The 23,908-nt window shown below is 73.2% G+C and carries 23 protein-coding genes; 8 read left to right on the plus strand and 15 right to left on the minus strand.

Translation table 11 applies throughout. The features are described from left to right. The first annotated feature begins 41 nt into the window (after nucleotides 1-41). The gene (locus BU204_RS31130) at nucleotides 42-2,591 is read left to right on the plus strand and encodes a transglutaminase TgpA family protein (protein WP_075129368.1); all 2,550 of its coding nucleotides are present in this window, start codon (nucleotides 42-44) and stop codon (nucleotides 2,589-2,591) included. Here BU204_RS31130 and BU204_RS31135 read toward each other — a convergent pair. The 3 genes from BU204_RS31135 to BU204_RS31145 all read right to left on the minus strand — a co-directional run bounded on the left by BU204_RS31135 (nucleotide 2,584) and on the right by BU204_RS31145 (nucleotide 7,406). After that, nucleotides 2,584-5,109, minus strand: coding sequence for an FAD-dependent oxidoreductase (locus tag BU204_RS31135; protein WP_075129369.1), 2,526 nt, complete (start codon nucleotides 5,107-5,109; stop codon nucleotides 2,584-2,586). The two genes, BU204_RS31130 and BU204_RS31135, sit on opposite strands and share 8 nt — an antisense overlap. Before the next feature lie 177 nt (nucleotides 5,110-5,286). Next, a complete protein-coding gene (locus BU204_RS31140; protein WP_198943053.1) occupies nucleotides 5,287-6,852 on the minus strand; it encodes an aldehyde dehydrogenase family protein in 1,566 nt (521 codons plus the stop codon). Nucleotides 6,853-6,998: 146 nt separating this feature from the next. Beyond that, nucleotides 6,999-7,406, minus strand: coding sequence for a DUF3040 domain-containing protein (locus BU204_RS31145; RefSeq protein ID WP_075129370.1), 408 nt, complete (start codon nucleotides 7,404-7,406; stop codon nucleotides 6,999-7,001). 217 nt (nucleotides 7,407-7,623) lie between these two features. On the opposite strand from BU204_RS31145, the gene BU204_RS31150 reads away from it, so the two are divergent. Together BU204_RS31150 and BU204_RS31155 are read left to right on the plus strand one after the other, a co-directional pair. Further along, nucleotides 7,624-8,625: a PHP domain-containing protein gene (locus tag BU204_RS31150; RefSeq protein ID WP_075129371.1), complete on the plus strand. Its 1,002-nt coding sequence runs from the start codon at nucleotides 7,624-7,626 to the stop codon at nucleotides 8,623-8,625. After that, nucleotides 8,622-9,353: an SIR2 family NAD-dependent protein deacylase gene (locus tag BU204_RS31155; protein WP_233160796.1), complete on the plus strand. Its 732-nt coding sequence runs from the start codon at nucleotides 8,622-8,624 to the stop codon at nucleotides 9,351-9,353. The genes BU204_RS31150 and BU204_RS31155 overlap by 4 nt, the downstream gene beginning before the upstream one ends. Nucleotides 9,354-9,356: 3 nt before the next feature. Here BU204_RS31155 and BU204_RS31160 read toward each other — a convergent pair whose 3' ends face one another. Next, nucleotides 9,357-9,746: a hypothetical protein gene (locus tag BU204_RS31160; RefSeq protein WP_075129372.1), complete on the minus strand. Its 390-nt coding sequence runs from the start codon at nucleotides 9,744-9,746 to the stop codon at nucleotides 9,357-9,359. Nucleotides 9,747-9,842: 96 nt separating this feature from the next. On the opposite strand from BU204_RS31160, the gene BU204_RS31165 reads away from it, so the two are divergent. Continuing rightward, the gene (locus BU204_RS31165; RefSeq protein ID WP_075129373.1) at nucleotides 9,843-10,817 is read left to right on the plus strand and encodes a penicillin-insensitive murein endopeptidase; all 975 of its coding nucleotides are present in this window, start codon (nucleotides 9,843-9,845) and stop codon (nucleotides 10,815-10,817) included. Here the strand turns inward: BU204_RS31165 and BU204_RS31170 are convergent. Genes BU204_RS31170 through BU204_RS31180 form a run of 3 tightly spaced genes read right to left on the minus strand, consistent with a single transcriptional unit; the run spans nucleotide 10,805 to nucleotide 14,045 of the window. Then, nucleotides 10,805-11,974, minus strand: coding sequence for a hypothetical protein (locus BU204_RS31170; protein ID WP_075129374.1), 1,170 nt, complete (start codon nucleotides 11,972-11,974; stop codon nucleotides 10,805-10,807). The two genes, BU204_RS31165 and BU204_RS31170, sit on opposite strands and share 13 nt — an antisense overlap. A gap of 55 nt (nucleotides 11,975-12,029) precedes the next feature. Further along, nucleotides 12,030-13,292, minus strand: coding sequence for a DNA polymerase IV (locus BU204_RS31175; RefSeq protein WP_075129375.1), 1,263 nt, complete (start codon nucleotides 13,290-13,292; stop codon nucleotides 12,030-12,032). 12 nt (nucleotides 13,293-13,304) lie between these two features. Continuing rightward, entirely contained in the window at nucleotides 13,305-14,045 is a 741-nt protein-coding gene (locus BU204_RS31180) for a class I SAM-dependent methyltransferase (RefSeq protein WP_075129376.1), read from the minus strand. A gap of 34 nt (nucleotides 14,046-14,079) precedes the next feature. Here BU204_RS31180 and BU204_RS31185 point away from each other — a divergent pair, with 34 nt between their 5' ends. Continuing rightward, nucleotides 14,080-14,970, plus strand: a complete 891-nt coding sequence (locus tag BU204_RS31185) for a ParA family protein (RefSeq protein ID WP_075129377.1) — start codon at nucleotides 14,080-14,082, stop codon at nucleotides 14,968-14,970. A gap of 336 nt (nucleotides 14,971-15,306) precedes the next feature. Here BU204_RS31185 and BU204_RS31190 read toward each other — a convergent pair whose 3' ends face one another. Further along, a complete protein-coding gene (locus tag BU204_RS31190) occupies nucleotides 15,307-16,206 on the minus strand; it encodes a coiled-coil domain-containing protein (RefSeq protein ID WP_075129378.1) in 900 nt (299 codons plus the stop codon). 42 nt (nucleotides 16,207-16,248) lie between these two features. On the opposite strand from BU204_RS31190, the gene BU204_RS31195 reads away from it, so the two are divergent. The 3 genes from BU204_RS31195 to BU204_RS31205 are packed head-to-tail and all read left to right on the plus strand — an operon-like array spanning nucleotide 16,249 to nucleotide 17,985. Next, nucleotides 16,249-17,295 (plus strand): quinone-dependent dihydroorotate dehydrogenase, encoded by a 1,047-nt coding sequence (locus BU204_RS31195; RefSeq protein WP_075129379.1) that lies wholly within the window; start codon nucleotides 16,249-16,251, stop codon nucleotides 17,293-17,295. Between the two features lie 7 nt (nucleotides 17,296-17,302). After that, nucleotides 17,303-17,599: an ArsR/SmtB family transcription factor gene (locus BU204_RS31200; RefSeq protein WP_075129380.1), complete on the plus strand. Its 297-nt coding sequence runs from the start codon at nucleotides 17,303-17,305 to the stop codon at nucleotides 17,597-17,599. Then, nucleotides 17,596-17,985: a VOC family protein gene (locus BU204_RS31205; protein ID WP_075129381.1), complete on the plus strand. Its 390-nt coding sequence runs from the start codon at nucleotides 17,596-17,598 to the stop codon at nucleotides 17,983-17,985. Before BU204_RS31200 ends, BU204_RS31205 begins: the two co-directional genes overlap by 4 nt. 207 nt (nucleotides 17,986-18,192) lie before the next feature. Here BU204_RS31205 and pspM read toward each other — a convergent pair whose 3' ends face one another. The 7 genes from pspM to rimO all read right to left on the minus strand — a co-directional run bounded on the left by pspM (nucleotide 18,193) and on the right by rimO (nucleotide 23,893). Continuing rightward, nucleotides 18,193-19,032, minus strand: a complete 840-nt coding sequence (gene pspM, locus BU204_RS31210) for a phage shock envelope stress response protein PspM (RefSeq protein WP_075129382.1) — start codon at nucleotides 19,030-19,032, stop codon at nucleotides 18,193-18,195. Nucleotides 19,033-19,062: 30 nt separating this feature from the next. Then, nucleotides 19,063-19,914 carry a PspA/IM30 family protein gene (locus BU204_RS31215; RefSeq protein ID WP_075129383.1) on the minus strand — a complete coding sequence of 284 codons (852 nt, stop codon included), beginning with the start codon at nucleotides 19,912-19,914 and terminating at the stop codon, nucleotides 19,063-19,065. 99 nt (nucleotides 19,915-20,013) lie between these two features. Beyond that, the gene (locus BU204_RS40355; RefSeq protein ID WP_075129384.1) at nucleotides 20,014-20,679 is read right to left on the minus strand and encodes a hypothetical protein; all 666 of its coding nucleotides are present in this window, start codon (nucleotides 20,677-20,679) and stop codon (nucleotides 20,014-20,016) included. 15 nt (nucleotides 20,680-20,694) lie between these two features. Beyond that, entirely contained in the window at nucleotides 20,695-21,153 is a 459-nt protein-coding gene (locus BU204_RS31225) for a helix-turn-helix domain-containing protein (RefSeq protein ID WP_075129385.1), read from the minus strand. Between the two features lie 151 nt (nucleotides 21,154-21,304). Beyond that, nucleotides 21,305-21,853 carry a CinA family protein gene (locus tag BU204_RS31230; RefSeq protein WP_075129386.1) on the minus strand — a complete coding sequence of 183 codons (549 nt, stop codon included), beginning with the start codon at nucleotides 21,851-21,853 and terminating at the stop codon, nucleotides 21,305-21,307. After that, nucleotides 21,846-22,463: a CDP-diacylglycerol--glycerol-3-phosphate 3-phosphatidyltransferase gene (pgsA, locus tag BU204_RS31235; protein WP_075129387.1), complete on the minus strand. Its 618-nt coding sequence runs from the start codon at nucleotides 22,461-22,463 to the stop codon at nucleotides 21,846-21,848. The genes BU204_RS31230 and pgsA overlap by 8 nt, the downstream gene beginning before the upstream one ends. Further along, nucleotides 22,460-23,893: a 30S ribosomal protein S12 methylthiotransferase RimO gene (gene rimO / locus BU204_RS31240; RefSeq protein ID WP_233160800.1), complete on the minus strand. Its 1,434-nt coding sequence runs from the start codon at nucleotides 23,891-23,893 to the stop codon at nucleotides 22,460-22,462. The genes pgsA and rimO overlap by 4 nt, the downstream gene beginning before the upstream one ends. Nucleotides 23,894-23,908 lie beyond the last annotated feature (15 nt).

Below are 23,908 nucleotides of genomic sequence, written 5' to 3' on the forward strand. Positions count from 1 at the left end.
CGCACCGCCACCCGCACCGCCACCCGGACCGGAGTCGGCCAGTGACCGCATCGCCCACGGCGCCCCCGCCACCCGCGCCGCCACCGCCCGCGTCGCCGCACCCGCCGCGTCGGCCCCGCCCGTCCGCTCCCCCGCCGGCCGGGCCCGCCGAGCTGACCTCGGCGCAGTGGTCGATGACCGTGACCCCGGTGGTCGCGGCGGTCACCACGCTCTGCGCCTCGCTCGCGTTGGCCGGGGTCATCGAGGGGCTGCGGTGGTGGGGGTACGGCGGTGTCGCGGTGACCGTGGTGACGGCGGTCGGGCTGGGGTTGCGCGCGGTGCGCACGCCGGTCCTGCTCGTCGGCCTGCTGCAGATGTTCGCGCTGCTGTGCCTGCTCGTGGTCCTGTTCACCGACAGCGGCGTGCTCGGCATCTTCCCCGGGCCCGAGGCGTTGGCCGACCTGGGCGAGGTGCTGCGGAACTCGGTGGAGGTCGTCCGTACAGGCGTACCCCCGGTCAGCGCCACCACAGCCGTCCTGTGCCTGGTGGTCATCGCGATCGGCATGGTCGCCGTGCTCGTGGACACGCTCGCGGTGTCGGCCGGGACACCGGCCGCCTGCGGACTGGTGCTGCTCTGCGTCTACGCGGTCCCCGCCTCGCTCGCCGACGAGATGCTGCCCTGGTGGGCGTTCGTGCTGGGAGCGGTCTCCTTCGCCGCGCTGCTCGCCGTCGACGGCGCCCACCGCCACCAGCAGTGGCGCAACCGGCCGACGGTCCAGGGCACCGGCGGCGGCTTCGGCTCGCCCGCCGCGCTGGTGTCCGCGGCGGTTGTCGTCGCGCTGTTCGCCGGGGCGACCGTGACCGGGATCGGCACGGTCGGCCAGCTCCCCGGGGGCTCGGGCGGCAGCGGCTCCGGCGGTCTGGGCCTCAACCCGTTCACCTCGCTGCGCGGCATGCTCAACCGGGACGGCAACGCGGAGCTGTTCCGCATCCGCGGCCTCGAGGACCCGCGGTACCTGCGCGCCCTGACCCTCGCCGAGTACGACGCCAACGGCGGCTGGCGCGGGCGTGAGCAGATGCCGCGCGGGGTGCCGGCCGAGGCCCGCGAGCTGCCGGCCCCGCCCGGCTCACCGGGCTTCGCGCCGGGCGAACCGGTCGAGGTGCAGATCGAGCCGATCAACTCCAAGGACCACTGGGCACCGGTCGTCGGCACGCCCCGCCGCCTGCACAACCTCCCGGAGGGCATGCGCTACGACCCGGCGAGCGGCACGGTCTACAGCCAGAACGAGCAGCGGCTGCCCACCTACGTCGAGGAGGCGGACCTCACCCTGCCCTCCGCCGAGACGCTGCGCGCCGCGCCGCCGGTCGCCGCAGGTGAGATCGACGAGGTCTACACGCGCAACGAGGGGATCGACGAGCGGGTCGTGGACCTGGCCAGGCGGCTGACCTCGGGCCCCGGCACCACGTTCGACCATGTGCAGTCGATCAAGTCGTACTTCGACGTGGAGAACGGGTTCACCTACGAGACCGAGACCGAGAGCGTGACCGACGAGGACGCGCTGGTCGACTTCCTGTTCGACAGCAAGGCCGGGTTCTGCGAGCAGTACGCCTCGGCGATGGCGATCCTGCTGCGCGCGGCGAACATCCCCTCGCGGGTGGCGATGGGCTACACCGCGGGCTTCGTCTCCGGCGACTACCGGACGATCACCACGCAGAACGCGCATGCCTGGGTCGAGGTGTACTTCCCGGGCTCGGGCTGGGTGCAGTTCGACCCGACGCCGCTGGCCGACGGCACGACCTACGACCCGCCCTACGCGACCGAGAGCGGGGCGCCGACGCCGGAGGACGACCCCACCAACTCGGCGGAGACGTCGGCGCCGCCGACCGCGCCGAGCGGTCCCGCCACCAACCAGGCGGAGCAGCTCGAGGACGAGGGCGGCGCCGCCGGTGGCGACGCCGACCAGACCAGCTCACCTGGCTGGATGTGGTGGACGATCGGCGCGCTGGTCGCGCTGTCGTTGCTGGCGAGCGCGGCGGCCATGGCCGCCCGGCGGCGGGCGGGCGACGCCCAGCCCGCGGTCGGCGCGGAGGCCGCACCCCCGCCGTCGCGGCGGCGCGCCGAGGTGCTGGTCGCGCTGGCCGCGGTGGGCTGGGTGCTCAGCGCGGTGTTCGCGGCCGGGTTCGTGTCCTGGTGGTTGGCGGCGCTCGTGGTGGTCCTGCTGCTCGCGGCAGCACCCGGGGTCGTGCGGGAGCGCGTCCGGCTGCGTCGGCGCCACGAGGCCCACACCAGCGGTCCGACCGCGGCCTCCTCGGCGTGGGCGGAGCTGCTGGCGGAGTCGACCGACCGCGGCATCGAGGTCGCGGAGACCGAGACGGTGCGGACCGCCGCCCGCCGCCTGGCCACCCAGCACGAGCTCGACCAGGACGGACGTCGGGCGCTGCGGACCGTGGTCACCGAGGTCGAGCGGTCCTGGTACGGCGGCCAGACCGCGCCGGATCCCGCGCTCGGGGCGGCGTTCGACCAGGTGATCGCCGGGCTGCGGCGCTCCAACCCGATCGGCTGGCGAGCCCGGCTGCTCCCCCGTTCGATCTGGCGGCGCCGGGTCAGGTGAGGGTCAGGTCGCGGAAGCGGGCGCGGCCGGGAGTGGTGCTGTGCGCGCAGCAGAGCACGCCGACGTCCTGGGTGGGCGCCGCCGAGCCGAGGGTGGCGGTGCCGACCTGGCGCCAGGTGCCGTCGAGGAGCACCGAGCCGGTGAAGCGGGTGCCGGAGCGTGCCAGGCGCAACCGGGTGGGGAACGGGGTCGGCGTGAGCTCCAGCCGGGACACCGAGTCGAGCGTGCCGTCCCCGTCGGCGTCCCAGAGCAGCAGGAACCCGTTGGCGGGCTTGGCGACGAGCGCGACGTAGCCGGCCGACCGGCCGGGGGCGCGCAGGTCGTCCCGCATCACCAGGCCGGCGCGGGCGTTCGGGTCGGTCGCGTCCTGGGACAGCAGCGTCACCTCGGCGACGGTCGCCGTGCCGGCCGCGTCGGGACGCAGGATCGCGCCGTACTCGTCGACGCCGGTCCAGAGGTCGCGTCCGGTGGCCCGGACGGCGAGCTCGGTCCCCCGCTGGCCGAACACGGCGGTGGTCGAGGACGCGGTCACCAGCGGCGCGGCGACCGGCTCGGCGACGGTCACCGTGGTGGAGGCGTCGACGGACACCGGCCCGCCCGCCGAGTACGCGGCCCTGGCCGACAGGGTCGCGGGGTCGAGCAGCACCGGCGGGGCGGCGGCGGTGACCGTCCAGGTCGCGGTGAACGACTCCCCCGCGGCCAGCGCGGGCCGGGTCTGCGGCCCGGCCGGCGTGAGGCTCCAGCCGCTCGGCGCGGACAGCGCCACGGACACGCCGGTGACCTGGACGCCCTCCTCGTTGCGCAGCGTCGCCGACACCGGTGAGGGCTGCCCGGCGGGGAGCGTGGAGGCGCCCTCGAGTGCGAGCGGGCCGCGGCCGGGTGGCCAGGTGAGCACCATCCCGTCGGCGAGCAGCCCGCGCCGCAGCGTGGCGTAGTCGACGTCCTGCACGGCGGCGTCGTGCTCGACGGCGAGGCAGGCCGCCGCCGCGGCGGCGTGCCCGAGGAGCATGAACACCGGCTCCATCCGGGCCGAGCCGAACGCGATGTGCGAGGCGGACAGCGCCACCGGGACGAGCAGGTTGGCGCACTCGCCGCGGCGGGGGACGATCGCGCGGTAGGAGATCCCGTACGGTCCGGCGGGGGCGACCTGCACGTCACCCTCGTTGCGCGCCGCACCGCCGACCACGACGCGGGTGCAGTTGTGCGAGTCCATGGTGTAGGAGGCCAGGCCGACCGGATCCGGGGCGACCCTGGCCCACCGGCAGTCGTGCTCGGTGATCACGTAGTCGGACACCATCCGGCGGGCCTCGCGCACGTACAGCTCGTGCGGCCAGCCGCCGGTCTCCGGGAACTCGTCCGCCGGCAGGCCCCAGGTGTTGACCTCGGCGCGGACCGCGGCCGGCACCCCCGGGTCGTTGGCGAGGTAGTGGAGCAGGCCCTGCTGGTAGCGCACGTGGTCCTGGAAGATGGCCTCGCGGGTGGCGTAGTCGCCGGCTGGCCAGCCGTAGTTGCGCCCGATGTTGTCGGTGCTGACCGCGCCGTTGTTGTTCATGTCGGTCTTGCCGTTCGGCATCGGCGTGTTGAGCCGCATCGCGTCCCAGACGCCGGCCGCGAGGTAGCGGCGCAGCAGCTCGTAGCGCGCCGGGTCGTAGCCGGCGGGGCGCGGGAACGGCAGCCGGTCGGCCGCCCTGGTCAGGCAGAGCCGGAAGTTGAACGCCTGGATCCGGTGGTCGCCCGAGCCGGTGGGGCCGGGCACGTCGGGCTGCACGCCGGGGAGCAGCCCGCTGACCGGGTCGCCCGGCACGACGTACGGGTCGACCGTGCCCTGGAACTGGTGGCCGGAGCGGAACTGCACGCCGTTGAGCGTCTCCCCGTAGGTCGCGTTGGACTCCCGGCCCACGGTATGCGTGACGCCGGCGGCGGCCATGAGATCGCCCTCGTAGGAGGCGTCGACGAAGACGCGGGCGCGGAACACCTTCCCGTTCTCGGTGCGCAGCGCGGTGATCCGGCCGGCCGCGGTGTCCACCCCGGCCAGCCGGTGCTCCCGGTACACGGGCACGCCGGCCTCGGCGACCCACTCGTCGAACACCCGCTCGGCGACGTGCGGCTCGAACGCGAACGACTCGGGCCGGCCGTAGTGCGCACCGACCCGCCGGTAGAACTCCCGGGAGAGCCCGCCGATGGCCTCGATCCGCCCGGAGTCGGTGGCCCCGAGCCCGGAGGAGGCCAACCCGCCCAGGTGCCGCCCGAACACGACGAGCACCACCGACCGCCCCGCCCGCGCGACCCGCACCGCGGCGGCGACGCCGGCAGAGGTCCCGCCGTAGACGCACACGTCGGCGGTGACCTGCCCGGGCGCGGCCGGAACGGGATACCAGTAGTGCAGCCCGGGCGCGGCCGCCGCGCTCCCGCTGGCACCGGCCACGCGGGACCCGCCCACGGCGAGCCAGGCCGCCGCGGCGCCGGCACCGCCGAGCACCGCCCGCCGGGGGAGATGTTGCCCGTGCTCGCTCGCCATGTGCACCCGCCCTCGGCTCGACCCACCGACTTTCGCAACGTAGCAACGAAAGTGAGGTCAAGACAGGCAAAAGCCACGGCCTCGGGCACTTAGCGCAGCGCCCGAGGCCGAATGCCAGAAACTACGCCCCCGGGTAGCGGTCACCAGGGACCACGCCCCCAGGAGCGGGAGCGACCATCAGACCGGGTAGCGGTTGTAGTCGGGGAAGTTGCCGTACAGAAGCTCGTCGGCGGGCCCCTGCGTGACCGCGTGCACCAGGTGTACGCCGCCGACGAAGGCGCCCTTCCACGAGCCGCCGCGACCGCCGAAGGGCTCCTCGCGGTCGCCACGGGAGCGTGGCTTGTTCACGCCCACCTTGAACGCCTGCACGTGCTCGGCGAGCTCGGTTGCCAGCTCCTCGTCGTCGCAGGCGATGCTGGCGACCAGGGCACCGTTGGACGCGTTCATCTGGGCGAGCAGCTCGGCCTTGGTGTCGACGACGACGATCGTGTCGACCGGGCCGAACGGCTCCTCGTGCATGAGCCGCGACGCCCCGGGCGGGGCGAGCAGGGTGGTCGGCGCGACGTAGGCCGAGGTGTCCTGGCCGGGCAGGAACCGGCCCTCGTCCAGCGATCCCCGGTAGAGCGGAACAGCGCCGTGGTGCAGCGCCTCGTCCACCCGCCTGCGCAGGTCGGCGGCCTTGGCCGCGGAGATCATCGGGCCGAAGTCGAGCTGCGGCAGCTCGGCGCCGGCCGCGTCGTCGACCGCGAGCGGGTGGCCGAACCGGACGGAGGAGACCACCGGCAGGTAGGTCGCCAGGAACGCGTCGACGAGGTCGCGCTGGACGACGAACCTGGGGTAGGCGGTGCAGCGCTGCTTGGCGTACTCGAACCCCTTGCGCAGGTGGGCACCCAGGCTCGTCCAGTCGGAGAACTCCCAGATGCCCCAGCAGTTGAGGCCTTCCTGCTCGAGCATGTGCCGCTTGCCGGTGTCGACGAGCTGGGTGGCGACCTTGCCCCCGTTGTCCCGCCCGCCGACGAACGCCAGCGCGCCGATCTCCATCGAGCGGACGAGCGCGCCGGAGAGCTTCGAGCCGTCCCCGGAGAGCAGCGTGACCGGCAGGCCGGCGTCGTTCATCAGCGCGTGCGCGACCGTCAGGCACACCGCGCCGCCCTGGGTGGGGGTCTTGGCGACGACCGCGTTGCCGGCCAGCAGCTGGACCAGCTCGGCGTGCACGAGCACCGACATCGGGTAGTTCCAGCTGGCGATGTTGCTCACCGGGCCCGGTAGCGGGGTGCGGTCGAACGGGCGGCCGTGGGCGTCGGTGGCGAGCATCTCGTCGATGTTGTCGAGGTACCAGCGGACGCCGTCCAGGGCGCGGTCGACGTCGGCGCAGGCGAGCTTCCAGGGCTTGCCGATCTCCCAGGCCAGGAGCAGGGCCAGGTCGTCGCGGACGTCGCTCATGGCGTCGACGGCGGCGTGGACCCGCGCCTTGCGGTCGGCGAGCGGGACGTCGGCCCACTCCCGGTGCTGCTGGTGGGCGGCCGACACCGCCTTGAGCGCGGTCGGCTCATCCACCTTGGAGAGCTGACCGATCGTCGTCTGGTCCACCGGCGAGACCATGGCGGAGCGCTCCCCGCCGTCCTGCCAGCGCCCCTCGTACAGGTTGCGCAGCCGGTCGCCGGCGAACCCCGACGGGGCTACCCCCGCAACTCGCTCGGCCAGTCGTGTCCACTGTGCGTTCTCCGGAATCCGCAGGCCCACGGCAAACCTCCATCGTGGCGGACGGGTGCCAGGTCAATGCTGCCGGATGACCGCTGACATTCCCCTCGTCATGCGGTCGACCTCACGCACGAAGAATCGCCGGGTGCCGACGTGCGGCGCCCGGCGATCCAGACGAACGAGACTCTCTACGGCTCCTCGTCGAACCGCTTGCGGAAGCGGTCCTCCATTCGCTGAGAGAACGAGCTGCGGCGCGCCTTCTGCGCTCCTCCGCCGCTCGCGGGTGCCTCGGCACTTTCCTCACCCTCGCCGCCGCCGTGGCGGATGGCGGAGAGCGTGAGCAACGCACCGAAGAACATCACCAGGAACCCGAGCAAGCTGACTACTGGGACACCGCCTGGCTTCAGCGGCAGGATCACACCCAGCACCAGAAGCGCGACACCCAGTACGAACAGCGCGATGCCCTGTAGGCGTCGTCGCCGCGACGGGCGGCGCAGGCGCGCGCCGCGGACCGTGGATGCGAACTTGGGATCCTCGGCGTAAAGCGCACGCTCAATCTGGTCGAGCAGTCGCTGCTCGTGCTCGGAGAGTGGCATTCGTTCCTCCTCCGGCACAGCGGTCGCGAGCGCCGGGCGATCACGGTTCTTGGCCGCCGGACCCGGCGGGCGCCCCACCCCGGGGGCGTCACCCCCCAGGATACGAGCCCCGAGCCTCCGCGACTACCCGATCCGGAATCATGGTCGTATGCATCAGCAAAACCAGGCGCGTCACGAGCGTGTCGCGATCCGCCTCGAGCCCCGCTGGACGGGGTAGATGGATCCGTCTCGAGCCCTGCGGCAGATCGCGTTCCTGCTGGAGCGGGCGGGTGAGCCCACCCACAAGGTGCAGGCGTTCCGCCGGGCCGCGGGCGTCGTGGACGGCCTGGTCGAGGGCGAGTTGGACGCTCGGCTGCGGGCCGGGACGCTGGTCGAGCTGCCGGGTATCGGCCGCAGCACGGCCGCCGTGATCACCTCGGCAGCCCGCGGCGAGCAGCCGGCCTACCTGGTGAACCTCCTCGAGCGCGGTGTCACCCCCGTCGCCGACGGCGAGGCGATGCGCACCCAGCTACGTGGCGATTGCCACACTCACTCGGACTGGTCCGACGGCGGCAGCCCGATCCGGGAGATGGCGGAGACCGCCCGGCTGCTCGGCCACGACTGGGTGGTGCTCACCGACCACTCCCCCCGGCTCACCGTCGCCAACGGGCTGTCCGCGGAGCGGCTGGAGCGCCAGCTGGACGTGGTGGCCGAGCTCAACCGGGAGCTGGCGCCGTTCCGCGTGCTGACCGGGATCGAGGTCGACATCCTCGACGACGGTTCGCTGGACCAGACACCGGAGCTGCTCGCCCGCCTGGACGTCGTGGTGGCCAGCGTCCACTCCAAGCTGCGGATGCCGGCCGCCGAGATGACCCGGCGGATGGTGGCGGCGGCCAGCAACCCGAACGTCGACATCCTGGGCCACTGCACCGGGCGCCGGGTGCGCGGCCGCCCACGGCCCGAGTCGGAGTTCGACGCGGCCGAGGTGTTCGCCGCCTGCCGGGACAACAACGTGGCCGTGGAGATCAACTCCCGCCCGGACCGCCTCGACCCGCCCCGCCGGCTGCTCTCGCTCGCCCTGGAGACCGGCTGCGTGTTCGCCATCGACAGCGACGCCCACGCCCCAGGCCAACTCGACTGGCTCCCCTACGGCTGCGAACGCGCCGAGGAGTGCGAGGTCCCACCCGAGCGAGTGATCAACACAAAGCCCCTGGACGACCTGCTGGCCTGGCGCTCGTGAACACCACGCTCGCCGCCGCGTCCCGGATCGTCGTGCTGTCCGGAGCGGGGATCTCCACCGAGTCGGGCATTCCGGACTTTCGCGGCCCGAACGGCCTGTGGACCCGCGAGCCCGGCAGCCAGCGCCTGTCCTCGCTGCGGGCCTACACCGAGGACCCGGAGGTCCGCCGCCGGTCCTGGCAGGCCCGTCTGTCCCACCCGGTCTGGTCGGCCGAGCCCAACCCGGCCCACCGCGCGCTGGTCACGCTCGAGCACACCGGCCGCCTTGCGGCGATCGTGACCCAGAACATCGACCGGCTGCACCAGAAGGCAGGCTCGGACCCGGAGCGCGTGATCGAGCTGCACGGTTCGATCTTCGACACCGTGTGCCTGTCCTGCGGTGACCGCCGGCCGATGTCCGAGGCGCTGGACCGGGTGCGGGCGGGCGAGCCGGACCCGCCCTGCCTGGTCTGCGGCGGCATCCTCAAGTCGGCGACGATCTCGTTCGGTCAGTCGCTGGACCGGGAGGTGCTGCTGCGCGCGAAGGAAGCCGTCCAGACCTGCGACCTGATGCTGGTCACCGGCAGCTCGCTGGCCGTCCAACCGGCCGCCGGGCTGGTCGGCCTCGCCGCCCGCGCCGGCGCCACGGTGATGATCTGCAACGCCTCCCCCACCCCCTACGACCACCTGGCCGCCGTCATCCTCCGCGACCCGCTCGCCGAGCTCCTCCCGGCGCTGACCAACCCCTGAGGTTCAGCTGATACCGGCCCGGCGCAGAGCCTCCTCGACCCGCAGCCGTTCCACCTCGCGGGCCATTCCCTGCGGCAGCTGGTCGAGGGTGTGCGGCACGTCGACGGCGCGGCAGGCCTGCGCCAGGAGCGCGTCGTAGGCCTCGCCGGCGGCGCGCCGGCGCACCTGGGGCGTTCCCGGAGGGAACTCGGCGAGCGTGCGACGTACCCGCTCCAGGTCGGCGGCCAGCCGCTCGATGGGCGGGCCCGTCGGACTCGGCCCCCGTCGCCGCCGCACCGCCGCCCCGAGCCCGTCGACGACCCGAGGCAGCCGCAGCAGCAGCCAGAACAGCACGGTCGGGGCGAGCACCGCGACGACCAGCAGCACCACGTTGGTCACCGCCACGTCGCCCATGCCGAGATTCTAGGACCCGGGCGTCGACCGGGAGCCCGGTGAAAATCTAACGATCCCCATTTATTTTCCGACAGGTAATCACCATAATGTGGCCCCATGGCTACTCCCCGTCGCATGGTGGTCGCACTCGCCACCGTGCTCGCCCTGGCCGGCACGCTCCTGGTGAGCACGCCGGCGAACGCCTTCCCCAACGCCTTCTTCCCCACCCAGAGCACCGGCACCCGCGGAGCCGACGTGGTGGCGCTCCAGCACCTGCTGACCCACCACGGCCACGCCACCACGGCCGACGGCATCTTCGGCAACGCCACCGCCACGGCCGTGCGCGCCTTCCAGTCCAGCAAGGGCCTCGGCGTGGACGGCATCGTCGGCCCGGCGACCTGGACCGCGCTGGTACCGCAGATCAGCCAGGGCGCGACCGGTCCAGCCGTGCGTGCCCTCCAGGTCCAGCTCAACGAGAAACGCCGCCTCGCGCTCCCGGTCAACGGGACGTTCGACGCGGCGACGGCCACGGCCGTCCGGTCCTTCCAGGAGCACGCGGGCATCGGCGTCGACGGCATCGTCGGGCCGACGACCTGGCGCAACCTGCTCTGGCACTACGGCTACCCCGACCTCGCGACCGGCATCTGCGACAAGGACCCGGACGGCAACGGCACGGCGAACTGGGCGACGGCGGCCGCGGTCGGCCAACTCGAGCAGGCGGTGCGGAACTTCGCCGGCACCGGCAACGGGCAGGTGCCCCTCGGCGACGCCGGCTTCGAGCACGGCGGCGACATCCCCGGCCACTCCAGCCACGAAGTGGGGCTGGACGTCGACCTGTGGCCGATCCGCACCGACAGCGCCCAGTGCTCGGCGGGGCGCATCACCTGGCAGTCCTCGACCTACGACCGGGCGGCGACCCGCACCCTCGTCCAGGCGATCCGCAACACCGCACCCGGCCACGTGCGGCTGATCTTCTTCAACGACCCGGTGCTCGTCCAGGAGGGCCTGACCACGGAGTACCCGAACCACGACAACCACCTGCACGTCCGCTACTGCGAACGCGTCCACCCGAACAGCCTCTACACCTGCTGAGGCGAGCGCTCACGCCGCCCGGACACCCGGTACCCGTAGGTCCGCTCGGAGAGCCGCTGGCTGACCTCGTGCACGACGTCGGCCAGCAGCTCGACGAGTGCGGTGTCGGCGAGCCGGCCCGGGGCGTAGGCACTGATCCGGCTCATCGAGCGGTCCGCGGTGGCAGCACTCCGCTGCGGGTCACGCTCGAGCACCAGGCCACACCGGCGGGTCCGATCGTCGATCGGCAGCCAGTCGGCGAGGTCGGCCAGCACGTCGCGGCGGAAGTTCTCGTCCCCCGAACGGACGGCGAACATGACGTCGACCAGGGGGTGGGCGCTCGGGGCCGGCCGGTCGAACCGGGTGGCGTGGTACTGGTCGGTCAGCAGCTCGTAGGCCACGATGTCCAGCCGGGGCCAGGCCGCCTCGACCGGGAGGGCGACCCACACCTCCTCGCGCGAGCCACCCACCTGCCAGGCCGCGCCCGCACGGCCGTGGATGTCGATCGCCGACGCCCCGGGCGGCGCCGACACCGGAGCGGTGGCCGGGGTGGCGACCGGAGCCTGCTCGCCCCGCAGGACCGACTCGGGGATCTGCCGGTAGAGCTCGGCGGCGAGGTCGTGCAGGGCCGTGAGCTGACGCCCGCCGACCAGCTCGCCGTCCCGCCAGACGATCATCGCCGTCCCGTCCAGGCGCAGGTTCACCCGCTCGAGGGCGGTCCCGGCGACCAGGACACGCATGAACGCGGGGGTCACCACGCCGGCGACGAGCTCCGGGCCGCCGCAGGTGATCCGATAGAGCTGCTCGAACCGCTCCCCCTCGGCTTCCTCCCTCGCCTCGAGCTGCAGGGGCGCCACCTCGGCCGGCAGCTCCAGCACCAGCGCCAGGCAGGCTCCGTCGACCCGGCTCGGGTCGCCCCGGTACCAGCCGAAGTAGGCGATCAGCGCGGGCCGCCTCGCGCACTGCCCGACCAGCAGCGCCCGCTCGACGACCCCGTCCCCGCGGTCGAACGGCGGGCCCTGCACGAACAGGTGAACCCGGCTGTCCGTGCGGTTGACGAAGCCGTTGTCGGCGGCCCAGCGCCCGACGAGGGTCCGCGGTCGCCTGCGCCGCCGTTGGGCGAGGTAGACGCCGACGAGCACGACCAGGACACCCGCTCCTGCGATGATCCACGACATCCGCTGACGATCCCCAACCGCTGCTCGACCGCTCCTGATCGCCGCACATGCGTGATCACTGACGGTAGTGAGTTCGCTCTTCCGGGTTACGCGGCAACAGCGTAGCGGGGCGCACAGCGGCCAGCCCGAAGCGGGCCCGGGCCTGGTCGGCGGCCTGGTCGGCGTCCCGCCAGCCCCGTTCGGGGGCGTCGAGGAACAGCTGTTGGGCGGACTCCTCGCCCAGCTGCTCCACGCGGACGCCGATCAGCCGGACCGCACCGGGCGGGGTCTGCTCGTCGAGGAGCCGGCAGGCCGTGCGGTAGATCTCCTGGGTCACGTCGGTGGCGACGGACAGGGTGCGGGAGCGGGTGATCGTGGTGAAGTCGGCGAAGCGGACCTTGATCGACACGGTGCGACCGCGCAACCCGCGGCGCCTCAGGGTGGTCGCGGTGCGCTCGGACAGGTGCAGCAGCTCCTGCCGGAGCGAGGCCCGGTCGGTGCGGTCGACCTCGAACGTCTCCTCCGCACCGACCGACTTGTCCACCGACTCCGGCTCGACCGTGCGGTTGTCGTGCCCGTTTGCCAGGGCGTGCAGGTGCTCCGCGGCGGCGTTGCCCAGCGTGCGGCGCAGGCGGGCGAGCGGCGTCGCGGCCACGTCGGAGACCCGGTGCAGGCCGACCGCCGCCATCCGCTCCGCGGTGCGCTTGCCCACCCCCCACAGCGCCGAGACCGGCAGCGGGTGCAGGAACGCGAGCACCTCCTCGCGCGGCACGACCAGCATGCCGTCCGGCTTGCACAACCCCGAGGCGAGCTTGGCGACGAACTTCGTCGGCGCGACACCCACCGAACAGGTGATTCCGTGCTCGGCGACGACGCGGGCGCGGATCTGCTCGGCGACCGCTCCCGGCGTCATGCCCAGCCGCCGCAGCGCGCCGGCGACGTCCAGGAACGCCTCGTCCAGGCTCAGCGGCTCGACCAGCGGCGTGACGTCCCGGAAGATCGCCATCACGCCCGCGGACACCTCCTGGTACAGCGCGAAGGTCGGCGGCAGGAACACCGCCTTCGGGCAGAGGCGGCGGGCATGGGCGGTGGGCATGGCCGAGCGGACGCCGAACGTGCGGGCCAGGTAGTTGGCCGAGCTCACCACGCCCCGGCCGCCGGTGCCGCCGACCACCACCGGGCGGTCGGCCAGCTCGGGGCGCTCGCGGATCTCCACCGAGGCGTAGAAGGCGTCCATGTCGACGTGCAGCACCGTGCAGCCGGTGTCGTCCGGCCAGCTGCCGTCGCGTGCCTTGAACCGGTCGACGAGACCGCGCGGCAGGTCTCCACTGCGCCCCATGCCGCCAGGCTCTCAGACGGGACCGACAGTCCCCCCGCGACGCGCCACGGCGTGCAGGCGGGTGGCGATGTCACGCAGCGGCGCGGTGGCCGCCAGCCGCCGCTCCAGCTCGGCCAGCGTCTCCGCGGCGCCGGGGTCCTGTCCCAGCGCCGAGCCCGGCACCAGGTCGGTCAGCACCCCTTGGCCCTGCACGAGCTCGACGACCAGGCCGGCGTCGGTGAGGAGCGCGGTCAGGCCCGCGGTGTCGAACCGGCGCAGCAGCTGCTCGGTGGGCAGGCGCCCCTCGGGGTCGTCGGCGAGCCGGCCGGCCTCGGCCAACCGGCCGGCGATCGCGTGGTGCAGCAACGCCGCGGTGCGGTTGGCCACCAGGACCGAGACCGTGCCTCCGGGAGCCACCGCCTCGGCCATCGCGGCGACGGTGTTCTTCGGTTCGTCGACCACCTCGAGCAGGCCGTGCGCGAGCACGAGGTCGAAGCCCGCGGCGGCCACCACCTGTCCGAGCGCGTCGCTGTCGGCGGCGACCGCGGTGATCCGCGCGGCGACCGCGGCGTCCTCGGCCCGCCGGGAGAGCGTCGCCAGCGCGTTGGGGTTCGGCTCGACGACGGTCACCACGCACCCGGCGGCGGCCAGCGGCACGGCGAGAACCCCGCTGCCGCCGCCGACGTCCAGCACCCGCGGGTCGTCGCCACCGCGCCGCCGGCGTGCGGCGGCCAGCTCGACATCGAGCGAGTGACGAACTGCATCCGGACGCATGGACGCACAGGGTATGCCCCGTAGGGTTGTCGCCGTGCAAACGGTGGCGGTGCTCAGCCTCAAGGGTGGTGTCGGCAAGACCACCATCGCGCTCGGCCTTGCCTCGGCCGCGCTGCGCCGCGGTGCGCGGACGCTGGTGGTCGACCTGGACCCGCAGTGCAACGCGACGGCCACGCTCGACCCGGAGGAGACCGACGCGACGCTGGCCGACGTGCTCGAGACGCCACGCCCGGCGGTGCTGCGCGACGCGATCGCGCGCAGCGGGTGGGGCGAGGAGGTCGACGTGCTGGTCGGCTCGGAGAACCTCGAGCTGCTCAACGACCAGGACCCGGACCCCAGGCGGCTGGAGAAGCTGGCCAGGGCGCTGACCGAGCTCGGCCCGATGCTCGAGGACGGCCAGCTCCCCTACCAGCTGGTGCTGCTGGACTGCCCGCCCTCGCTGGGCAGGTTGACCCGCTCCGCGCTGATGGCCGCACACGGGGCCCTGCTGGTCACCGAGCCGACGCTGTTCGCCGTGTCCGGCGCGCAGCGGGCGTTCGAGGCGGTCGAGCAGGCTCGCGAGGAGCACAACCCGGTCCTCTCGCCGCTGGGCGTGGTGGTCAACCGGGTGCGGCCGCAGTCCTACGAGCACCAGTACCGGATCGCCGAGCTGCGGGAGCACTTCGGTCGGCTGGTGATGCCGGTCGCGCTGCCCGACCGGCTCGCCGTGCAGCAGGCACAGGGCGCGTGCATGCCGATCCACCACTGGGGCACGCCCGGCGCGCGAGAGGTCGCGTTGGCACTGAACCTGCTGCTGGCGCGCGTGTTGCGGACCAGCGGGCGGGGCCGGCACCGGACCAGGAACTGGCCCGAGGAGTCCGATGCGGACACCCACCAGGACGAGAACGACGGCGACAACGACGGCAAGGTCGTCGTCGAGACCTGAGCGGAATCCGCCCGATCGTGTGAAGCCGCGGCCGGCGAGAAAAATCTCTGTGCGTCCGCGACGCGGCACACGTAGGCTCGGTGGTACACGAGAGAGGAGGTGGTCCAACGGTGAATTGCTATAGGACTCGTGAGGTGGCTGTCCGCTAAGGACCACCCAACCGGACATGGTTTGGCCGGCTGCGCAACACGGCTGACATCGGCTCTGCCGGTGCCGTAGACGCGCGGTGTGGTCGGCGAATACCAGGCAGTCACCCGGCCCCCGGAGCTCTCAGGACCTCGTCCGATCCTGAGCCTGTGCTCGCTCGGCGAACGCAGGAGCCGCCCGGGGGTCGTCCTATTTCCCGTTCTGTTTTCCGCCCAGCTCGTCGAGCGCCCGCTCGGCCTGCTGCACCGAGCGCCACGCCTGGCTGGCCCGGCGCTCGGCGTCCTTCACCGACCGGCTCGCGGAGCCGACCCGACGGCGTGCCTCCTTCTCGTGGGCCTCCGCCGCGTCGAGCTCCTCGTAGACCCGCCGGACCGCGTCGGTCGCCTCGTCGGCGAGCCGCTGGGCCTCGGCCAGGATGCGTTCCTCCTCGGCCCGGTCGGCCTCGGCCTCCTTGACCGCCCCGCGCGCCCGCTCGAGCTCCTCCCTGGCCGCCTCGACCTTCGCCGCGTGTTCGGCCTCCTCCCGCGCGGACCGCTCCTTCTTCGGCTTGGCGGGACGGGGACGGCTCACCGGCGCGGTAGCCGCGCCCGAGCTGCTCGCGGTGATGTCGGGCCAGGCGGCCACGGCGGCGAGCTCCTTGGCCGAGGTCAGCCGGCCGGCGAGCAGCACCCTGGCCACCTCGGGGTCAGCGACCGCCGTCGTGAAGATCTCCTCGAGCTCCCGGACGATCGCCTCGGTCAGCGGGGCGTCCTGGAATCGGCCGGCCTGCTTGACCAGGGTCGCGACCAGCGCGGTGCGCTTCTGCGACAACGTCCTGAGCTCGGCGCCGGCGAGGGCGGCGTGGGCCTCGCGCAGGGCGTCGCCGAGCTCGGCGACCTGGCCGAGGTCGGCGTCGGGGTCGCGGGCCAGCTGGTTGGCGAGCCAGGCCGAGGTGGTGGGCTTGGCGAGCTTGTCGATCGCGGCGGCCGTCTTCTGGTCGCCCTGGGCCCTGGCCGCCTTGGCCAGCTCCTTGCGCCGGGCGGTGAACTCCTCGCGGGTGCCGGCGTAGAGCTGCTCGGCGGCCGAGTCCAGGTCGACGGTGTCTGGCACACCACCATCTTCTCCTGCCGCCGCCGGTGCGACGATGATCGGGTGGTCTACCAGCATGTGGTGCGCCGGGCGCTGTTCCGCCTCGGTGGTGGCGACCCCGAGATCGCCCACGAGCGCACGCTCGCGGCCCTGGCACGCCTTGGCCCCGCGATGGGCGGGCTCCGCCGGCTCGCCGGGAGGCCAACGCCGCGCACCGTCTTCGGCGTCCGCTTCCCGGGCCCGGTGGGGTTGGCGGCGGGGGTCGACAAGAACGGCGTCGCGCTGCGGGCCTGGCCCGGTCTGGGCTTCGGGTTCGTCGAGGTCGGCACCGTCACCTGGCACGCCCAGCCCGGGAACCCGCGGCCCCGGCTGTACCGCCTGCCGCGCAGCGAGGCCCTGATCAACCGGATGGGCTTCAACAACGAGGGCGCCAGCACGCTGGCCCGGCGGCTGAGCGCGCTGGGCACCTCGCGCGTGCCGATCGGGGTGAGCATCGGGAAGTCCAAGGCCACCCCGGTGGAGGAGGCGGTAGCGGACTACTCGGCGTCGCTGCGGGAGCTGCACCCCTTCGCCGACTACTTCGCGATCAACGTCAGCTCGCCGAACACCCCCGGTCTGCGGGGCCTGCAGGACCGCTCGGCGCTGGGGGAGCTGCTGGCGGAGCTCCGCCGGGAGTCGGACTCGCTGGCGAGTGCCGAGCGCAACCCGCCGCTGCTGGTGAAGATCGCCCCCGACCTGACCCTGGAGGCGGTCGACGACGTGCTCGAGGTCTGCGCGGAGCATGGTGTCGCGGGTCTGGTCGCGACCAACACCACCCTCTCCCGGCCGGGGGTGGAGGCCGACGAGGCGCACCTCGCCGAGCAGCCCGGCGGGCTGTCGGGCAGGCCGCTGCGCGAGCGGGCCCTGGAGGTGGTGGGCCATGTGGTGAAGCGGACCGAGGGCCGGCTCCCGGTGATCGGCGTCGGCGGGATCCTGACACCGGAGGACGCGATGCGGATGTTCGACGCCGGTGCGGCCCTGGTCCAGCTGTACACCGGGTTCATCTACCGGGGACCTGCCCTCGTCCGCCGGATCAACCGGCTTGACAGGCAAGTGACGACTTGCATATAACTGGCGCGTGGACGCGAACCCCGAACTGTTCAAGGCACTCGGCGACGCGACGCGACGGCTCATCCTCGACGAGCTGACCGACCGGGACGGTCAGACGCTGTTCGAGATCTGCGGTCGGCTGACCATGAAGCACGGCCTGGCGTCCTCACGCCAGGCCATCTCACAGCACCTCGCGGTGCTCGAAGAAGCCGGCCTGGTGCGTACCCGGCGCCAGGGCCGGTACAAGTTCCACCACCTCGACCCGAGCCCGCTGCGCTCGATCGTCGAGCGGTGGCCCATCGACCGAGAGGCACCGAACCCGTGATCCGCATCAACGTCACCAGCGTGTTCGTCGACGACCAGGCCAAGGCGCTGGCCTTCTACACCGAGAAGCTGGGGTTCACCAAGAAGACCGACGTCCCCGCCGGCGGCGCCCGCTGGCTCACGGTGGTCTCCCCCGCCGAGCCGGACGGCGTCGAGCTGCTGCTGGAGCCCGACGGCCACCCCGCGGCGGGTCCGTTCAAGAAGGCCCTGGTCGCCGACGGCATCCCGTTCACCCAGTTCGCCGTCGACGACGTCTACGCCGAGGTCGGGCGGCTCAAGGGCCTGGGCGTCGAGTTCACCCAGGAGGCCACCGACCTCGGGCCCGTGGTCACCGCCGTCCTCGACGACACCTGCGGCAACCTGATCCAGCTCGCCACCCTGAAGTAGGCGGAGCAGCCGCGCGGCCCGTGCTGGACGTGCTGGACGCGCCCTAGGGCGCGTCCTCAAAGTCCCGGTCGATGGGCTTCGTGATCCAGGTCGTCGCTGGCAAGGCGGAGGGCAGGCCTCGTACCGGGTCGTACTCGGCCTGTCCGACAACGCCGCCAGCGGCGGGCTGGGCGCGAAGACCGCGACCGAGGGCTGTGAGGACGCTCCCTAGGAAGCCGACTCGGACAGCTCGCGGAGGGCGGCGGCCAGACCGGCCAGGTGGTCGGTCGCCTCGGTGAGCTCCTGTTTGGGGCCGGGCGCCGAGGTGGCGGCGACAACGCGGCCGGCAGCGGCCACCAGGCTGCGGTAGCCGTCCAGGCCCTCGTCCAGCTGTTCGCGCAGCCGCGTGACGCCCTCGACCAGGGGGCCGCGCTCCAGGGGCGGGGCGTGGTCCCTGGCCACCTCCACCGCGGCCAGCTGGGCGGCCACCGCCCGCAGGGCGTTGGCCGCCTCCGTGCCCGTGGCCCTGGCCTGTGCCACCGACTCGGCGGGCACCGCGGCGTTGGCGCCGGTCAGCTGGGCGAGGACCTGGGCCAGCGCCGTCTCCGCCTCGGCCAGGCGCTGCATGGGCTCGCGGGCCGCCGAGCCCTTGGGGGGCAGCGCGGTGGGCGCGGGCCGGACCGCGGCCGGAGCGTGTTGCTCGTCGAACTCCCGCTGCGCCCGCTTGAGCAGCGTCATCTTCCGCGCAGCGCGGATGGCGAGCGTGCCGGTCACCAGGCTGACGGCGATACCACCCGCCGCGGTCAGCGGATCGTCGTCGGTACCGATCGCGCCGGTGAGCGCCCCGACGACGAACACCATGCAGATCGCCGTGATCAGCGCCCAGGCCGTCGCCCAGCGCGACGCCCACATCCGGCGCCGTTCGAGCTTGCGGCGCTGGCGCTCGATCCGCACCGCCTCGTCGCCTCGGCGGGCGAGCGCGTCCTGCACCTGCTGGACGACCTGCCCGTTGACGTACCGGCTGGCCAGCCGGGTCAGCTGGTTGATGTCCCGACCGCTTAGTGCCATGGTGCCGGTACCTCCCCGGGGTAGCTGGGGTCAGGAGCTCTGCGGGTTCGCCTTCTGCTCCTGCGCGACCCGCTGCGCGATCTCCGCCTGGATGTTCTGCGTCGCCGCGCTCGTCGAGGCCGAGGCGCCGGTGCCGCTGGTCACCTGGGGGGTGACCGAGCCACCGGACATCGACGCGCGGATCTGCTCCAGGCGCGACTGGCCGGCCATCTCGGTGGTGGACGCCTGGACCTCCATCATGCGGCCCTGCACCGAGTTCGAGGCGAGCTCGGCGGACCCGAGGGCGGTGGTGTACCGCTTCTCGATCTTGTCGCGGACCTCCTCGAGCGACGGCGTGTTGCCGGGCGCGGCCAGCTCGCTCATCTGGTTGAGCGACTTGGACACCTGCTCCTGCATCTTCGCCTGCTCGAGCTGGCTGAGCAGCTTCGTGCGCTCGGCCAGCTTGTTCTGCAGCATCATCGCGTTGCGCTCGACCGCGGTCTTGGCCTGCGTCGCGGCCTGCAGCGCCTGGTCGTGCAGGGTCTTCAGGTCCTCGATGTCCTGCTCGGCCGTGACCAGCTGCGTCGCGAACGACTGCGCGGCGTTCTCGAACTGGGTGGCCTTGGCCTCATCGCCCTTGGACCGGGCCTCGTCGGCCAGCACGAGCGCCTGGCGCGCGGACGCCTGCAGCTTCTCGACGTTGCCGAGCTGACGGTTGAGCTTCATCTCCAGCTGGCGCTGGTTGCCGATCACGGCGGCCGCCTGCTGCGAGAGCGCCTGGTGCTGCCGCTGGGCCTCCTCGATGGCCTGCTGGATCTGCACCTTGGGGTCGGCGTGCTCGTCGATCTTCGACGAGAAGGCCGCCATCAGGTACTTCCAAGCCTTCACGAACGGGTTGGCCATCTCCTCCGCCTGCCTTCTCCGTGCTGGTCGCTTACGGGTTCCATCGTGTCAGGTGGAACGCGGTCCTCACCACTGAACCCGGCACAAATCAGGAACTCATCAGGGATAGCCCTGAGTGCCCGGACCCACCTCAGGGTGGGCCACGTCACGCACCTCGACCAGCCCCTCTCTGAGGGCATCGAGCCTACCGGTGAGCCGGGCCGTGGCGTTGTCGCCGGGCTCGCCACCGGCGGCGACGGGGTGCGCGAGCTCCCCGACCACCTCGGCGAGCTCGTCGCGGGCGCGTTCGAGCTCGCCCACCGTGTCCCGCATCGTCGCGAGCAGCGCCTCCCGCGCCGCACGGTGCCGGCGCGCGACCTCCAGCCGTGCCGCGACCGCGTCCCGGGTCCCGGACGGGGCATCGGCCCCGAGCTCAGGCAGCCGCCGCTCGAGTGCCGGTACGGGGATCGCGGCGAGGGCGTGGTCCAGCTCGGCCACCCGGCTCGCGGTGATCCGCAGCTCGGCGACGACCCGCGCGGCGTCCTCGGAGATCCCGACCACGGCGCCGTCGGGGTCGGCGTGGTCGGCGAGCAGCGCAGCCAGCTCGCGCAGGACCCGCTCGCCGCGTTCGGTCCACACCTGGGCCGGGCTGCCGACGGCCGGATGCCGGGCCCCGGGCGGCACGTCGGCCACGAGCTGCCGCCGAGTGCTCCTGATCATCAGGGGCACGCTCGCCAGGGCCAGCACGCCGATCACGACGAGCAGGACGACCAGGGCGGTGAGCACACCGCAGAGTATCCGTCAGGCAGCGAAGACGGCGCCCACCCGGCCGCCGAGGGAGCCCTCCATGCGGTGGCTGAGCACGGGCTGGATCCGCAGGTCGGCCAGGTTCTCGCCGACCACGGCGGGCACCAGCCGACCACCCTCGACACCCTCGACCGAGGCACGGGAAGCCGGGTCGCGGTCCAGGGCCTCGCCACGCTCGGACGTGTCCGAGGGCTTCGGCACGGCCTCGGCCATCGAGTCCACGGCACCCATGTCGCTGGCGACGTGGTGCAGCAGCTGGGACAACGGCAGCTCCAGGGCGTCGCAGATTGCCGCCAGCAGCTCGCTCGACGCCTCCTTGCGGCCGCGTTCGACCTCGGAGAGGTAGCCCAGGCTCACCCGCGCGGCCCGGGAGACCTCGCGCAGCGTGCGGCGCTGGTTGGTGCGGGCATGCCGGAGCCGATCACCGATCGCCTCGCGCAAGAGCACGGTCATCGCGCGCGCCTCCCTCCAAAGATCGCTCTACCCGGCCAGTGGCGGTCGAGCACGGTGACAACGTTACCGAGACCGCTCGATCATCGGCAGCAACATCGCGAGTCGTCCGCCACAAGCGAACGAGTGAACCGGTCCCGGTGTTCCCGCGACCCTACTGCGCCGAGCTGACGACCGCCTCGCCTCGAGCCGTCGGTGGCTCGTCCAGACACGCTCTGAGCAGGCCCAACACCGCACCGACAGCGGCCGAGCGGACCTGGTGGCGGTTGCCGTCGACGCCGATCGTGCGCACGGTCGTCCCGTCGGGACCCGACACGCCCAGATGCACCACCCCCGGCTCCACGCCGTCCTGGGGGTCCGGTCCGGCCACGCCGGTGAGCCCGAGGCCCCAGCTCGCCCCGCAGGTGCGCCGCGCCCCCTCGGCCAACTGCTCGGCGACCACCGGGTGGACCGGGCCGTGGTCGGCGAGGTCGGCGGCCGACACGCCGGCCAGGTCGGTCTTGAGCGGGGTGGCGTAGACGACCAGGCCGCCGCGCACCACGGCGCTGGAGCCGGGCACGCTGGTCAGCACCGCCGCGACCAACCCGCCGGTGAGCGACTCCGCGGTCGCCACGGTCTCCCCGCGCTCGCGCAGGGCCTCGACCAGCGCGGTCAGGTCCGCCGCGAGGAGGCCGAGCGCGTCGGCGAGCGGGTTCCTAGCCACGGGTGCGCGAGGAGGCACGCAGGCGCACGGCCCGGAGGACGTAGTCGATCCCCGTGCCGACGGTGAGGACCAGCGCGACGCCCATGGCGAACCAGTTCACCGGGCCGAACCCGGCCGGCAGCGGCAGCAGGAACAGCCCGATCGCGAAGATCTGCGCGATCGTCTTGAGCTTGCCGCCGTAGCTGGCGGCGATCACGCCGTAGCGGATCACCCAGAACCGCAGCACGGTGATCGCGACCTCGCGGCCGGCGATGGTGAGCGTGACCCACCACGGCAGCTCGCCGAGGATGCTCAGGCCGACCAGCGCGGAGCCGGTCAGCGCCTTGTCCGCGATCGGGTCGATGACCTTGCCGAAGTCGGTGACCAGGCCGAGCCGCCGGGCGAGCGTCCCGTCGATGTGGTCGGTGACCGAGGCGACCGCGAACACGACCGCGGCGGCGAGCCGCCACCCGGTCGAGCCCGGAGCGGCGAACAGGGTGAGCAGGAAGACCGGCACCAGCGCGAGCCGGAGCACGGTCAGCACGTTGGCTACGTTGAACAGCGGCACCGGCACGGCCGGCACGGCGACGACGGGCTCCGGCGGCCCACCGCCGGCCGGCGCCGCACTCATGGCCGGGCCCCGACGACCTCGGCCGGCGCGACGACCAGGTCGACGCCCTCGGAACCAACCACCTTGCCCCGCACCAGGTCGCCCACCACCAGCTCCGCCACCTCACCGGTGAGCAGGCATTCGCCGTCCACCTCGGGTCCCTGGTGCGCGGCGCGTCCCGCACACCCCTCCTCGTCCACCCGCTCGACGAGCACGAGCACCTCCTCGCCGACCCGGTCCTCCGCGCGCTGCGCGGTGAGCTGCTCGACCAGGCCCGACACCCGCGCCACCCGCTCGTCGACCACCGCGGGGTCGAGTTTGCCGCCGAGCCGCTCGGCCTCGGTGCCGTCCTCGTCGGAGTAGCCGAACACGCCGACGACGTCCAGCCGCGCCTCGGTGAGGAAGTGCTCGAGCTCGGCGAGCTCCTCCTCGGTCTCGCCGGGGAAGCCGACGATCACGTTGCTGCGGATGCCGGCGTCCGGCGCGAGCTCGCGGATCTGCTCGACCAGCGCGAGGAACGAGTCGGTGCCGCCGAAGCGGCGCATCCGGCGCAGCACGGTCGGGCTGGCGTGTTGAAAGGACATGTCGAAGTAGTTGGCGACGCCGGGGGTGTCGGCGATCGCGCGCAGCAGCCCGGGACGGGTCTCGGCGGGCTGGAGGTAGGACACCCGCACGCGGGCCACGCCGTCGATCGCGGCGAGCTCGGGCAGCAGGCGCTCGAGGGCCTGCTGGCCGCCGTGCTCGCGGCCGAGATCCTTGCCGTAGGAGGTGGAGTTCTCGCTGACCAGGAACAGCTCGCGCACGCCCTGTCCGGCGAGCCACACGCCCTCGGCGAGGACCTCCCCCGGCGGGCGGGAGACGAAGGCGCCGCGGAAGGACGGGATCGCGCAGAACGAGCACCGCCGGTCGCATCCGGAGGCGATCTTGAGCGCGGCCACCGGGGCGTCGTCCAGCCGTCGCCGGAGCACCCGCGGCCCCCAGCCGTGCCCGGGCACGGCGACCTCGGCCGCCGAGCGGGTGACCGGGCTGATCGGCAGCAGCCGGCGGCGGTCGGTCGGCTGGTGGGAGGGGACCGCGCGCCCCGCCACCACCTCGTCGAGCCGCTCGCCGAGGTTGGGGTAATGGTCGAAGCCCAGCACGGCGGCCGCCTCGGGCAGGCTCTCGGCCAGCTCGGCGCCGTAGCGCTGTGCCATGCAGCCGACGGCGACGACCTTCGCGCCCGTCGTCTCGCCCACCTCGGCCGCCTCCAGCAGGGTGTCCACCGAGTCCTTCTTGGCCGACTCCACGAAGCCGCAGGTGTTCACGACGATGACGTCGGCACCCCCGGCGTCCTGCGTGAGCTCCCACCCGTCGGCGGCGAGGCGACCGGCCAGCTCCTCCGAGTCGACCTCGTTGCGGGCACACCCGAGGGTGAGCAGGGCGGCACGACGGGAGGGTGATGGTGTGGACACGGCTCTCAGGGTAAC

This window comes from Actinophytocola xanthii (assembly GCF_001921205.1).
Lineage (GTDB): Bacteria > Actinomycetota > Actinomycetes > Mycobacteriales > Pseudonocardiaceae > Actinophytocola > Actinophytocola xanthii.

What these genes read in the sequence shown, in the direction of transcription:
- BU204_RS31135 (WP_075129369.1), bottom strand. Translation starts at nt 5,109, where the DNA reads ATGGCGAGCGAGCACGGGCAACATCTCCCCCGGCGGGCGGTGCTCGGC.
- BU204_RS31145 (WP_075129370.1), bottom strand. Translation starts at nt 7,406, where the DNA reads ATGCCACTCTCCGAGCACGAGCAGCGACTGCTCGACCAGATTGAGCGT.
- BU204_RS31150 (WP_075129371.1), top strand. Translation starts at nt 7,624, where the DNA reads ATGGATCCGTCTCGAGCCCTGCGGCAGATCGCGTTCCTGCTGGAGCGG.
- BU204_RS31160 (WP_075129372.1), bottom strand. Translation starts at nt 9,746, where the DNA reads ATGGGCGACGTGGCGGTGACCAACGTGGTGCTGCTGGTCGTCGCGGTG.
- BU204_RS31165 (WP_075129373.1), top strand. Translation starts at nt 9,843, where the DNA reads ATGGCTACTCCCCGTCGCATGGTGGTCGCACTCGCCACCGTGCTCGCC.
- BU204_RS31170 (WP_075129374.1), bottom strand. Translation starts at nt 11,974, where the DNA reads ATGTCGTGGATCATCGCAGGAGCGGGTGTCCTGGTCGTGCTCGTCGGC.
- BU204_RS31175 (WP_075129375.1), bottom strand. Translation starts at nt 13,292, where the DNA reads ATGGGGCGCAGTGGAGACCTGCCGCGCGGTCTCGTCGACCGGTTCAAG.
- BU204_RS31180 (WP_075129376.1), bottom strand. Translation starts at nt 14,045, where the DNA reads ATGCGTCCGGATGCAGTTCGTCACTCGCTCGATGTCGAGCTGGCCGCC.
- pspM (WP_075129382.1), bottom strand. Translation starts at nt 19,032, where the DNA reads ATGGCACTAAGCGGTCGGGACATCAACCAGCTGACCCGGCTGGCCAGC.
- BU204_RS31215 (WP_075129383.1), bottom strand. Translation starts at nt 19,914, where the DNA reads ATGGCCAACCCGTTCGTGAAGGCTTGGAAGTACCTGATGGCGGCCTTC.
- BU204_RS31225 (WP_075129385.1), bottom strand. Translation starts at nt 21,153, where the DNA reads ATGACCGTGCTCTTGCGCGAGGCGATCGGTGATCGGCTCCGGCATGCC.
- pgsA (WP_075129387.1), bottom strand. Translation starts at nt 22,463, where the DNA reads ATGAGTGCGGCGCCGGCCGGCGGTGGGCCGCCGGAGCCCGTCGTCGCC.